General features: G+C 73.7%; 10 protein-coding genes. All 10 read right to left on the minus strand.

Annotated features, from left to right (window positions below; translation table 11 throughout):
- Positions 1-9 precede the first annotated feature (9 nt).
- Entirely contained in the window at positions 10-849 is an 840-nt protein-coding gene (locus J7F03_RS12780; protein WP_214949065.1) for a glycosyltransferase family 2 protein, read from the minus strand.
- Positions 850-961: 112 nt separating this feature from the next.
- Positions 962-2236 carry a 3-phosphoshikimate 1-carboxyvinyltransferase gene (gene aroA / locus J7F03_RS12785; protein WP_214948948.1) on the minus strand — a complete coding sequence of 425 codons (1275 nt, stop codon included), beginning with the start codon at positions 2234-2236 and terminating at the stop codon, positions 962-964.
- A complete protein-coding gene (gene tkt, locus J7F03_RS12790; RefSeq protein WP_214948950.1) occupies positions 2233-4371 on the minus strand; it encodes a transketolase in 2139 nt (712 codons plus the stop codon). Before tkt ends, aroA begins: the two co-directional genes overlap by 4 nt.
- A gap of 340 nt (positions 4372-4711) precedes the next feature.
- On the minus strand, positions 4712-5803 hold the full coding sequence (aroB, locus tag J7F03_RS12795; protein WP_308379424.1) for a 3-dehydroquinate synthase: 1092 nt from the start codon (positions 5801-5803) through the stop codon (positions 4712-4714).
- Positions 5800-6984: a chorismate synthase gene (gene aroC, locus J7F03_RS12800; protein WP_214948952.1), complete on the minus strand. Its 1185-nt coding sequence runs from the start codon at positions 6982-6984 to the stop codon at positions 5800-5802. Before aroC ends, aroB begins: the two co-directional genes overlap by 4 nt.
- Before the next feature lie 118 nt (positions 6985-7102).
- On the minus strand, positions 7103-8227 hold the full coding sequence (locus J7F03_RS12805; RefSeq protein WP_214949068.1) for a prephenate dehydrogenase: 1125 nt from the start codon (positions 8225-8227) through the stop codon (positions 7103-7105).
- Positions 8227-8604, minus strand: a complete 378-nt coding sequence (gene aroH, locus J7F03_RS12810) for a chorismate mutase (RefSeq protein WP_214948954.1) — start codon at positions 8602-8604, stop codon at positions 8227-8229. The genes J7F03_RS12805 and aroH overlap by 1 nt, the downstream gene beginning before the upstream one ends.
- 47 nt (positions 8605-8651) lie before the next feature.
- The gene (locus tag J7F03_RS12815) at positions 8652-10043 is read right to left on the minus strand and encodes a class II 3-deoxy-7-phosphoheptulonate synthase (protein ID WP_214948956.1); all 1392 of its coding nucleotides are present in this window, start codon (positions 10041-10043) and stop codon (positions 8652-8654) included.
- Between the two features lie 155 nt (positions 10044-10198).
- A complete protein-coding gene (locus tag J7F03_RS12820; protein ID WP_214948958.1) occupies positions 10199-11455 on the minus strand; it encodes a multidrug effflux MFS transporter in 1257 nt (418 codons plus the stop codon).
- 27 nt (positions 11456-11482) lie between these two features.
- Positions 11483-12133 (minus strand): NAD(P)-dependent oxidoreductase, encoded by a 651-nt coding sequence (locus J7F03_RS12825; RefSeq protein WP_214948960.1) that lies wholly within the window; start codon positions 12131-12133, stop codon positions 11483-11485.
- Positions 12134-12175: the final 42 nt, after the last annotated feature.

The raw sequence follows: 12175 nt of genomic DNA on the forward strand, positions 1-12175 counted from the left end.
CACTCGCGCCTAGATGACCGGCGGGCGGCCCAGCCGGGCCATGCGCGCCGCGGTGCGCCACCGCATCGGACTCCGCGGGCCGCCGCTGGTGCGCACGCCCTCGGCGAAGCCGGCGAACCAGGCCCGCAGCCCCGTCGCCGAGCGGGTGCGCGCGAGCGTCAACAGCGTCCAGACGCCGAGGTAGACGGGAACGAGGGGCGCGGGCAGATGGCGTTTGGCGAGCCAGACCCGGTTGCGGGCGGTCATCCGGAAGTAGACCGCGTGGCGGGCCGGGGACGTCTTGGGGTGCTGGAGCAGGAGCGCCGGTTCGTAGAGGATGTCCCAGCCCGCGTCCAGGGCCCGCCACGCCAAGTCGGTCTCCTCATGGGTGAAGAAGAACGCGTCCGGCCAGGTCCCGGTCTGCTCCAGCATCGGCATGGACAGGGCATGGCCGCCGCCGAGGAAGCTCGTCACCAGACCCCGCTTCATCGGGTCCTTGGCCCCCAGCCGGGGAACGTGGCGGCGCTGGGTCTGCCCGTTCTCGTCGGCGATCCGGAAGCTGACGATGCCGAGCCGGTCGGCTGCCGCGTACAGGTCGGCGATCCGGCGGATCACGTCGGCGTCGACCAGGAGGCCGTCGTCGTCCAGGTCCAGGAGGATGTCGACGTCCCCGGACTCCCGCAGCTCGCGCCAGGCGACGTTGCGGCCCCCGGACACACCGAGGTTCTCCTCCAGCTCGATGACGGTCACGCCGTCCGGCAGACCCGGAAGCGCGCAGCCGTTGCCGACCACCACGACGCGCGCCGCGGGCTCGTCCTGCTCGGCCACCGAAGCCAGCAGGGCCCGCAGCTCGGGCATCCGGTCGCCCATGGTCAGCACTGCCACGCCCACTCGCGCTCGCCCCACTGCCCCCACCACTTCCTTCCGGCACCCCGGTGAACGGCGAGCGTACCGCCGCCCACCGGGGTGCCGGTGGTGCCGGTCAGCCGAACAGGCGGCCCAGTTCCCCGTGGAAGCCCGGGAAGGTCTTCGCCACGCATGCCGGGTCGTCGAGGGTGATGCCGGCCGCGCGCAGGCCGAGTACCGAGAAGGACATCGCGATGCGGTGGTCGCGGTGGCAGTCGACCGTTGCCGGGGTGGGGGTGCCCGGGTGGACGGTGATGCGGTCCGGGCCCTCCTCCACGCGGATGCCGAGCGCGCGCAGGTTGCCCGCGACGGCGGCGATGCGGTCGGACTCCTTCAGGCGGGCGTGCGCGATACCGGTGATCGTGACGGGGGCGTCGGCGAGCGGGGCGATCGCGGCCATCGTCATGAAGGTGTCGGAGATGTCGCCCATGTCGACGGTGAATCCGCCGCGCAGCACTCCGGTGCCCGTGACCTCGGTCCACTCCGCGGTACGCGTCACCTGCGCCCCGGCGAGCCGCAACACGTCCACGAAGGCCGTATCGCCCTGCAGGCTGCCGGTGCCGAGGCCTTGGACCCGTACGGTGCGGCCGGTGACGGCCGCCGCCGCGAAGAAGTACGAGGCGGTCGAGGCGTCCGGTTCGATCTCGAGGTCGGCGGGCGCGTATCCGCCGGGGTGGACGGTGATCGCGCCGTCCTCCTCCTCCACGCGCGCCCCGAACTTCCGCATCAGGGCCAGGGTCATGTCCACGTACGGGCGGCTGACCAGGCGCGGTACGTCCACCGTGAGCGGCCCGCCCATCAGCGGGGCGGCCATCAGCAGACCGGAGAGGTACTGGCTGCTGAGCCCGGAGTCCAGCTCGACGCGGCCGCCGGCGAGCCCGTTCGAGGTGAGGGTGAAGGGCAGGCCCGTACCGCTCGCCTTCGCCCCGAGGCGGGTGAGCGCCTCCAGCAGCGGCCCCAGCGGGCGGGCCCGCAACTGCTCGGAGCCGTCGAAGGCGATGTCGCCGAATCCGGTGGCCGCGAAGGGCGGCAGGAAGCGCGCGGCGGTGCCGGCGTCCGCGCACCACACCCGGCCGGGGCCGGCCGGGCCGATTCCGCGCCCGGTCACCTGCCAGACCTCGCCGGAGCCGTCGCCGTAGCCGGAGCCGTCGCCGTATCCGTAACCGGCGTCCCCGACATCGCGCACGCCGGTGCCCAGGTCCGTCAGCGCGGCCCGGAAGGCGAGGGTGTCGTCGCTGACCAGCGGCGCGCTCAGGCGGCTGCGGCCGGGTGCGGCGGCCGCGAGCAGCAGCGCCCGGTTGGTGATGCTCTTGGAGCCCGGGATGCGGGCGTCGAGCACGGTGGTGGTCATCGGGCCGTGGACTTGCGGCGGGCGGCGCGCTCGAAGCTCGCGCGGGCGGCGGCGGCGACCTTGGGCGCGGTCAGGCCGTGCAGTTCGTACAGGGACTGGTACGGGGCCGAGGCGCCGAAGGAGTCGATGCCCAGCGAGGTGCCGGCCGCGCCGACCAGGGCGTACCAGCCGAGGCTGGAGCCGGCCTCGACGGAGACCCGGGCGTCGACCTCGCTGGGCAGCACCTCCTCGCGGTACGCCTCCTCCTGCGCCTGGAACCATTCCAGGCAGGGCATGGAGACCACGCGGGTGGCGAGGCCCTCGGCCTGCAGGATGCGGCGGGCGTCGAGTGCGATGGGCACCTCGCTGCCGGTGGCGATGAGGATGGCCTCGGGGCGGCCGCCGTCGGCCTCGGCCAGGACGTAGCCGCCGCGCGCGGCGCCCTCGGCGGGGGACAGCCCGCTCTCCGCGGTGCGCTCCAGGACGGGCAGGTTCTGCCGGGACAGGCACAGGCCCGCCGGGCGGTCGTCGTTCTCCAGGATGGTGCGCCAGGCGATGACGGTCTCGTTCGCGTCGGCGGGCCGGACCACGTCCAGGCCCGGGATGGCGCGCAGCGACCAGAGGTGCTCGATGGGCTGGTGGGTGGGGCCGTCCTCGCCGAGCCCGATGGAGTCGTGGGTCCAGACGTAGGTGACGGGCAGCTTCATCATGGCCGCGAGGCGGACGGCGGGGCGCATGTAGTCGGAGAAGACGAGGAAGGTGCCGCCGTAGGGGCGGGTCCCGCCGTGCAGGGCGATGCCGTTGAGGATGGCGCCCATGGCGTGCTCGCGGATGCCGAAGTGCAGGGTCCGGCCGTACTGGTGGCCGGAGTAGGCCTCGGTCGCCAGCTCCTCGGGGATGAAGGACGGTTCGCCCTTCATGGTGGTGAGGTTGGACTCGGCGAGGTCGGCGGAGCCGCCCCACAGTTCGGGCAGTACGGCGGCCAGCGCGTTCAGCACCTCGCCGGACGCCTTGCGGGTGGCCATCTGGCCGTTGGCGGGGAAGACCGGCAGGCTCTCCTGCCAGCCCTCGGGCAGCCGGCGCTCGCTGAGGCGGTCGAAGAGTTCCGCGCGCTCGGGGTTGAGGGCGCGCCAGTCGGCGAGGGTCTTGTCCCACTGGCGGTGCGCCTCGGCGCCTCGGTCTGCGACCCGGCGGGCGTGGCCCAGGACTTCGGCGGGGACCTGGAAGGAGAGGGAGGGGTCGAGGCCCATCGCGGCCTTGGCGCCGGCGGCCTCCTCGGCGCCGAGGGCGGATCCGTGGATGCCTCCGGTGTTGCGCTTGCGGGGCGCGGGCCAGCCGATGATCGTGCGCAGCGATACGAGGGAGGGCCGGTCGGTGGTGTCGCGGGCGGTGGTGAGCGCCCGGTGCAGGGCCTCGATGTCCTCGTAGTACCCGTGGTCCCCGCCGTTCGCGGTCCAGTCGACCTCCTGGACGTGCCAGCCGTACGCCCGGTAGCGGGCGAGGGTGTCCTCGGAGTGGGCGATCTGCCGGTCGTCCTCGATGGAGATGCGGTTCTCGTCGTAGAGGACGACGAGGTTGCCCAGGCGCTGGTGGCCGGCGAGCGAGCTGGCCTCGTGCGCGACGCCCTCCTCCAGGTCGCCTTCGGAGGCGATGGCCCAGACGGTGTGGTCGAAGGGGGAGGTGCCGGGGGCGGCCTCCGGGTCGAACAGGCCGCGCTCGCGGCGGGCGGCCATCGCCATGCCCACGGCGTTGGCGAGGCCCTGGCCGAGGGGGCCCGTGGTGGTCTCCACGCCGGGGGTGTGCCCGTACTCGGGGTGGGCGGGGGTCAGACTGCCCTCGGTGCGCAGGCCCTTGAGGTCGTCGAGGGTGAGCCCGTAGCCCGACAGGTAGAGCTGCGTGTACAGGGTCAGGCTGGCGTGGCCGCAGGAGAGCACGAAGCGGTCGCGGCCGGCCCAGCGCGGGTCCTGGGGGTCGTGGCGCAGCAGCTGCTGGAAGAGCAGGTAGGCGGCCGGCGCGAGGCTCATGGCGGTGCCGGGGTGGCCGTGGCCGGCCGCCTCCACGGCGTCCACGGTCAGCGCGCGGGCGACCTCGACGGCCCGGCGGTCGGCGTCCTCCCAGAGCAGGGCGGGCGCCTGCGGGGCGGTGGCGACGGTCATGAGGGGCCTTCCTGTTCGGCGGATTCGGCGGGTACGAGTGCTCTGGCGGGTACGGGGACTGCGGCGCGCGCGGAGGCTCCGGCGGCTACGGGGACTCCGGCGCGCGCCGCAACCACGGGTACTGCGGGCTGTGCCGCCGCTCCGGCAGGTACGGCGGGTACGGGGACTGCGGCCCGTACCTGTGCTCCGACGGGTACAGGGGCGCCGCCCGCGCGAGCGGCAGCTGCCGGCGCTGCGGCGTGGGCCCGTGCTCCGGCCGAGCCGGTGTGGGCGTAGCGGTGGCCGACCGCCCGGGCGCGCCGCAGCGCGCGGGCGCGGGCGTACCGGACGGGGGCCCGCCTCACCGGGCGAGCCGCTCGTAGGCGGCCCGCAGGAGGGCCTCGTCCGGTGCGGTGAGCAGGGCGGGGCGGCCGATGGCGTCGAGGACGACCAGGCGCAGCCGGTTGCCGCGGGTCTTCTTGTCGATGCTCATCGCGTCGCGCAGCGGTGCCCAGTCCCCGGTGTGGGCGGTGGGCAGACCGGCGGCGGCGAGGAGGGTGCGGTGGCGCTGCACGTCGGCGGCGGACAGCCGGCCGTCGAGGCGGGCGAGTTCGGCGGCGAAGACCATGCCCGCGGCCACCGCGTGGCCGTGGCGGACGCGGTAGCCGGCGACGCGCTCGATGGCGTGGCCGAGGGTGTGGCCGTAGTTGAGGTGTTCGCGGCGGCCGTCCTCCCTGAAGTCCTCGGTGACGACCTCCGCCTTGACGCGGATGGCGCGTTCCACGAGCTCGCGGGTGTGGAAGGTGCCGGCCGGGTCCTCCTCGACGAGGCGCAGGATCTCCGGGTCGGCGATGAAGCCGGCCTTGACGACCTCGGCGAGGCCGCTGACGTAGTCGGCGCGCGGCAGGGTGTCCAGCAGGTCCAGGTCGCACAGGACCCCGGCGGGCGGGTGGAAGGCGCCGACGAGGTTCTTGCCCTGGGGCAGGTTGACGGCGGTCTTCCCGCCGATGGCCGCGTCGACCATGCCGAGCAGGGTGGTCGGCACGAGGACGAGCCGTACGCCGCGCAGCCAGCCGGCGGCGGCGAATCCGGCGAGGTCGGTGGTGGCGCCGCCGCCGACGGCCACGACGGCGTCGGAGCGGGTGAACCCGGCGTCGGCCAGCGCCCGCCACAGGTTGACCACGACGGTGACGTCCTTGGCGGCCTCGCCCTCGGGCACTTCGAGGGAGACCACGATGCGTCCCTCGTCGGTGAGTTCGCGCGCGATCTTGCGGGCCGTCGGCAGCAGGGTGCGCGAGTGGACGACGGCCACTCGCAGCGGTTCGGCGCCCAGCACGCGGCCGGTCTCGCCGGTCAGGCCGCGGCCGACGACGGCCTCGTACGGCCGCTCGCCGCCGACCGGGATGCGGGTGCTGCCCGTCAGGGTCGGCGTATTCAGGGTCGGGGTACTCACCGGACGGCCAGGTTCTCGAGGTAGCCCCGGTGGTTGCGGGAGGTCTCGGCGACGGAGTCGCCGCCGAACTTCTCCAGCGCGGCGTGGGCGAGGACCAGCGCGGTCATGGCCTCGGCGACGACGGCCGCGGCGGGCACCGCGCAGACGTCGGAGCGCTGGTGGTGGGCGGCGGCCGGCTCGCCGGTGGCGACGTCGATGGTGGCCAGGGCGCGCGGCACGGTGGCGATGGGCTTCATGGCGGCGCGCACGCGCAGCGGCTCGCCGGTGGTCATGCCGCCCTCGACGCCGCCGGAGCGGGCGGTGCGGCGGCGGATGCCCTCCTCGCCGCGCTCGATCTCGTCGTGGGCGAGGGAGCCGGGGACACGGGCGAGGCCGAAGCCGTCGCCGAACTCGACGCCCTTGATGGCCTGGATGCCCATGAGGGCGGCGGCCAGGCGGGAGTCGATGCGCCGGTCGCCGTGGACGTAGCTGCCCAGGCCCGGCGGCAGCCCGTAGGCGAGGACCTCGACGACCCCGCCGAGGGTGTCCCCGTCCTGGTGGGCCCGGTCGACCTCGGCGACCATCGCGAGGGAGGCCTCGGGGTCGAGGCAGCGCACCGGGTCGGCGTCGACGCGTTCGGTGTCGCCGGGACCGGGCACCACGCCCTCGGGGGCGGCGGCGGCTCCCAGGGAGACGACGTGGCTGACGATGGTGATCCCGTACGCCTGCTGCAGGAAGGCGCGGGCGACCTCGCCGAGGGCGACGCGGGCGGCGGTCTCGCGGGCGCTGGCCCGCTCCAGTACGGGCCGGGCGTCGTCGAATCCGTACTTCTGCATGCCGGCGAGGTCGGCGTGGCCGGGCCGGGGGCGCGAGAGGGGGGCGTTGCGCGCCTGGCCGGCCAGGACCTCCGCGTCGACGCCGTCGGCGGCCATCACCGTCTGCCACTTGGGCCATTCGGTGTTGCCGATCTGGAGGGAGACCGGCCCGCCCTGGGTGAGGCCGTGGCGGACGCCGCCGAGGAAGGTCACATCGTCCCGCTCGAAGGCCATCCGGGCGCCACGGCCGTGGCCGAGGCGGCGGCGGGCCAGGGAGTCGGCGACCGCCTTGGTGGAGACTTCCACTCCGGCGGGCAGGCCTTCGAGGACGGCGGTGAGTGCGGGGCCGTGCGATTCGCCCGCGGTGAGCCATCGCAAAGTACTCAAGGGTGATCCTCTGTCGTGCGGCGCGGAACGCCGGCGTGGTGTGCGGTGGGGTGGACGGCACCCGGCGCGGCCGGGCGTACGGGGCTGCGGGCGTCCGGCCTTGGCGGCCGTCGAGCGCTCAGACCCCGACGGCGACCGGAGGGGCCTCGATCGGACCCATGCGCTGGACCCGCCAGCCGGCGCTCATCAGGAGCTGGGCCATGTTCATGGCGGTGCCGCGGGAGACCATCAGCTCGACCAGGCCGCTCTCGCCGCCGGGCGAGTGGTCGATGGTCATGTCCTCGATGTTGACGCCGAGTTCGGCGGCGCTCGCGAGGAGCCGGGCCAGTTCGCCGGGCTGGTCCCCGATCAGTACCCGGACCGGGGCGCAGGCGGGCACCGGGTGCCCGTGCTTTCCGGGGATGCGGTCGCGGCCGCTGATGCCGCGGCCGAGCAGGTCGGCCAGGAGCGTGGTGCCCTGGGCGCGTTCGTCGGCGTCGTCGGTGGCGAGGCCCCGCAGGGCGCCCACGGTGACCTGGAGGTCTTCGGCGAGTTCGGTCAGCACGTCGGCGACCGCGGTGGCGTTGGACTCCAGGATGTCGCTCCACAGCCGGGGGTCTCCCCCGGCGATCCGGGTCACGTCGCGCAGCCCCTGGCCGGCGAGGCGGCAGGCGTCCTCCTGGACGTGCTGCAGGCGGGCGGCCATCAGCGAGGCGACGACGTGCGGGGTGTGCGAGACGCGGGCCACGGCCCGGTCGTGCGCGTCGCTGTCCATCACGACGGGCACGGCTCCGCAGAGGGAGACCATCATCAGTGCCATGTTGAGCGCTTCGCGGCCGGTATCGGCCGTGGGGGTCAGGACCCAGGAGCGGCCCTCGAAGAGGGTGGCGCAGGCGGCGAGCGGGCCGGAGCGCTCCCGGCCGGCCATGGGGTGTCCGCCGATGAAGGTGGCGGGGTCGGCGCCGGCGGCGATGACGCCGATCTCCGGTTCGGTCTTGACGCTGGCGACGTCGGTGTACGAGCGGGCGAGGCCCAGCTTCTGCTGGGCGGCGAGCACCGCTCCGACGTGGGCCGGCGGGACGGCCAGGATGGCCAGGTCGACGGTGTTCTTCGGGGGGCCGACGGTGCCGGCGCCGAGCGAGGCGGCGGTGCGGGCGGCCGAATCGTTCTCGTCGATGAGGTGGACGGCGACCCCGCGCCCGGACAGGGCGAGCGCGATGGAGGTTCCGATGAGTCCCGTTCCCACCACCGCGGCGGAGCGGATCATCTCGGCTCCCCGGCCACGGCGAGGTCTCTGCGCAGGGCTGCCGCGCCGCCCAGGTAGATGTGCTTGATCTCGGGCTTGGACAGGTCCGTCTCGGCGTACGCGAGGATCCGGACGACGCGGGGCAGGGACCCGGCGATGTCCAGTTCCTGCGCACACATCAGCGGCACGTCGGTGACGCCCAGTTCGCGGGCGGCCACCGCCGGGAACTCGCTGACCAGGTCCGGGGTCGCCGTGAAGAGCACGCTGACCAGGTCGTCCTGGTCGAGTCCGTTGGCCGCGAGCATCTCCTGGAACAGCGTCCGGACCCCGTCCAGCAGGTGGACCCGCTCGTCGACTTCCAGCTGGATGGCACCGCGCAGGGCACGCACGGACATGGTCTTCTCCCTTTGCTGAGGACGGTACGTCGATCGGTCGCGCGGGATCAGGCGGCGGCGGGTACGGCTTCGCGGCGTGCCGCGCCCGTGGCCTCGCGGTCCCGGTACAGCTCGGCGACCTGGAAGGCCAGGTCGAGCGACTGCTTGCGGTTCAGGCGCGGGTCGCACGAGGACTCGTAGCGCTGCCCGAGGTCGGTGAGGCGGACCTCGGCGCCGCCGCCGACGCACTCGGTGACGTCGTCGCCGGTCAGCTCGATGTGGATGCCGCCGGGGTGGGTGCCGAGTGCGCGGTGGACCTCGAAGAAGCCGGTGACCTCGTCGAGCACGTCGTCGAAGTGGCGGGTCTTGTGGCCGCTGGGCGCCTCGAAGGTGTTGCCGTGCATCGGGTCGCAGATCCACGCGGGGCGCGCGCCCTCGGCGGTGACCTTGGCGACGAGCTCGGGCAGGATCTCGCGGATGTTGCGGGCGCCCATGCGCGTGATGAAGGTGAGGCGGCCGGGCTCGCGGTGGGGGTCGAGCTTGTCGATGAGGGCGAGCGCCTCGTCGGCGGAAGTGGTGGGGCCGAGCTTGACGCCGATGGGGTTCTGCACCTTGGAGGCGAACTCGACGTGGGCGCCGTCCAGTTGACGGGTGCGCTCGCCGATCCAGATCATGTGGCCGGAGACGTCGTACAGCTCGCCGGTGCGGGCGTCGGTGCGGGTGAGCGCGGCCTCGTAGTCCAGGAGCAGCGCCTCGTGGCTGGCGAAGATCTCGGAGGAGTGGACCGCGGCCGGGTCGGCGCCGCAGGCGGCGAGGAAGGTGAGTGCGTCGTCGATGTCGCCGGCGAGGCGCTCGTAGCGCTCTCCGACCGGGGAGGCGGCGACGAAGTCGCGGTTCCACTCGTGGACCTGGCGCAGGTCGGCGTAACCGCCGGTGGTGAAGGCCCGGACGAGGTTCAAGGTGGCGGCGGAGGAGTGGTACATCCGCTTGAGCCGCTCGGGGTCGGGGGTGCGGGACTCGGCGGTGAAGGCGAGGCCGTTGACCGAGTCGCCCCGGTAGACGGGCAGTTCGACACCGTCGCGGATCTCGGTGGGCTTGGAGCGGGGCTTGGAGTACTGCCCGGCGATCCGGCCGATCTTCACCACGGGCACGGAGCTCGCGTAGGTGAGGACGGCGGCCATCTGGAGCAGGGTGCGGACCTTGTCGCGGACCTGGTCGGAGCTGACGGCGTCGAAGGTCTCGGCGCAGTCGCCGCCCTGGAGGACGAAGGCCTCGCCCCGGGCGACGTCCGCGAGCCGGTCGCGCAGCCGGTCGCACTCCCCGGCGAAGACCAGGGGCGGGTAGGAGGCGAGGTCGTCGAGGGCGGAGCGCAGGGCGACCGGGTCGGGGTAGGCCGGCTGCTGGGCGGCGGGCAGCAGCCGCCAGGAGTCGACGGCAGGAGCGTGCGTGGCGAGGGTCATGGTGGCTGTGCCTCGATCGGTTTCGGTGGAAAGGGAAGAGGGTGGGCCTGTCGCCGCCCGGGTGGTGGCCCGGGGTGCCGGGGGACCGCACGGCGTTTGGGCCGTACGGTCCCCCGGCAGGCAATCCGTTTGCTCGAGCCTGTCTCGCCGGAGGCTTAGACCGGCTCGCGCACCTCGGCGGCCACGGGCGCCTGGACCTCGGTCTCCTGGCCGGCGGCCTGGTGACCCTTGGTGAGGCTGAAGAAGATGAGCCCGCCGACGCCGAGTACGGCGATGACGATGCCCATCGGGACGGCGCTGTCCTCGCCGGCGAGGCCGACGAGCGGGACGACGGCCGCGCCGATCAGGTGCTGGGACAGGCCCAGCAGGGCGGCGGCCGAGCCGGCCACGTCACCGTGGTCCTGCAGGGCCAGCGCGAAGGAGTTCGGCAGGACGAGCCCGACGCTGGAGACGACCAGGAAGAGCGCGACGAGCATCGGGGCCAGACCGGCGTCGGTGATGACGACGGCGAGCAGCGCGAGGCCGCCGACCGCGGAGACGGTCAGACCGGTCGCGAGCAGGGCGCGCGGGCCGGTCTTGTGCACGATGCGGCCGCTGACCTGCGCGGCGATGACCAGGCCGAGGGCGTTGACCGCGAAGACGGCGCTGAAGCCCTGCGGGGACATCCCGTGGATGGACTGGAGCACGAAGGTCGAGCCGGAGATGTAGGCGAACATCGCGGCGAAGGCGAAGCCGCAGGCCAGGTTGTAGCCGACGAACACCCGGTCGGTGAGCAGCCGGCGGAAGATCGGGCCGGTGGCCTTGAGGCCGCCGCGCACGCGCCGTTCGGCGGGGTGCGTCTCCGGCAGGGCTCCCGCGACGCCGAAGAGCATCACGGCGCCGACGATGGCGAGGGCGATGAAGATGCCCTTCCACGAGGTGAGCAGCATCAGCTGGCCGCCGAGGACGGGGGCCAGGATCGGCGCGATGCCGGTGATGAGCATCAGCATGGCGAAGAACCGGGCCGCGGCGGGCCCGGTGTGCCGGTCGCGCACGACGGCGGAGGCGATGACGATGCCGGTGGCACCGCCGAGGCCCTGGAGCGCGCGCAGCCCGATGAGGGTCCAGATGTTCGGGGCGAAGGCGCAGAGCAGCGCGGTGACCGCGAACAGCGCGAGACCGGCGATGAGCGGGCGGCGTCGGCCGAGCGCGTCACTGACCGGGCCGGCGATGAGCTGGCCGATGCCGAGACCCAGCAGGCAGGCCGTGAGGCTGAGCTGGGCCGCGGAGGCGCTGGTCGACAGGTCTTCGGCGATCTGCGGAAGACCCGGCAGGTAGGCGTCGTTGGACAGCGGTCCGAGAGCGGTGAGCGCACCGAGGATGATGGCGAAGCGGGCGAGCCCGGCGCCCTTCGGTGTGGCGGGTGAAGTCATGGTCGGATCCCCTCCGGGGAACGCGGATCAGTAGGCGACGGTGATGCGGGACTGGATCGCGTCGCCGCGCTCCAGTACGTCCGCGAAGGCGACCGCGTAGTCCGCGATGCTGATGCGGCTCTGGCCTTCGGCGTCCACCACGAGCTGGTCACCGCCGACCCGGTAGGTGCCGGTGCGCTCGCCGGGCTCGATCTGGGCGGCCGGGGAGATGAACGTCCAGTCCAGGGCGGCGTCGGCCTTGCGGTACAGACCCAGGGCCTCGCTTTGGGCGAGCGCGTTCTGCTTCCAGACGGCCGGGAAGTTCGGGTTGTCGATGACCTTGACGCCCGGGGACACCTCGAGGCTGCCGGCGCCGCCGAGGACCACGACGCGGCGTACGCCGCTGCGGGTCAGGCCCTCGATGAGCGCGTTGGCCGCACCGACGATGATCTTGTGGTCGTCGTCGACGCCGAGCTTGGGACCGACGGCCGAGGCCACCGCGTCGTAGCCCCGCGCGGACAGTTCGGCCACGGTGTCGGCGCTGGTGGCGTCGCCGGCGACGACGTTCAGGCCCTCGTGGCTGTTGCCCGCGATCTCGCCGGTGCGGGTGACGCCGGTGACCGAGTGCCCACGGGAGAGCAGCTCACCGGCGATGGCGCTGCCGATGTGTCCGCTCGCTCCGAAAAGCAGGATGTTCATGGTGTGCCTCTTCTTCTTGGGTGTATCTCGCGGGGTGTTGTC

This window comes from Streptomyces sp. ISL-43 (assembly GCF_018614195.1).
Classification (GTDB): Bacteria; Actinomycetota; Actinomycetes; order Streptomycetales; family Streptomycetaceae; genus Streptomyces.

Excerpts from the sequence above, each read along its gene's own strand:
- J7F03_RS12815 (WP_214948956.1), bottom strand. The coding sequence starts at position 10,043 with ATGACCCTCGCCACGCACGCTCCTGCCGTCGACTCCTGGCGGCTGCTG.
- J7F03_RS12825 (WP_214948960.1), bottom strand. The coding sequence starts at position 12,133 with ATGAACATCCTGCTTTTCGGAGCGAGCGGACACATCGGCAGCGCCATC.
- aroH (WP_214948954.1), bottom strand. The coding sequence starts at position 8,604 with ATGTCCGTGCGTGCCCTGCGCGGTGCCATCCAGCTGGAAGTCGACGAG.
- J7F03_RS12780 (WP_214949065.1), bottom strand. The coding sequence starts at position 849 with ATGGGCGACCGGATGCCCGAGCTGCGGGCCCTGCTGGCTTCGGTGGCC.
- tkt (WP_214948950.1), bottom strand. The coding sequence starts at position 4,371 with ATGACCGTCGCCACCGCCCCGCAGGCGCCCGCCCTGCTCTGGGAGGAC.
- J7F03_RS12820 (WP_214948958.1), bottom strand. The coding sequence starts at position 11,455 with ATGACTTCACCCGCCACACCGAAGGGCGCCGGGCTCGCCCGCTTCGCC.
- aroA (WP_214948948.1), bottom strand. The coding sequence starts at position 2,236 with ATGACCACCACCGTGCTCGACGCCCGCATCCCGGGCTCCAAGAGCATC.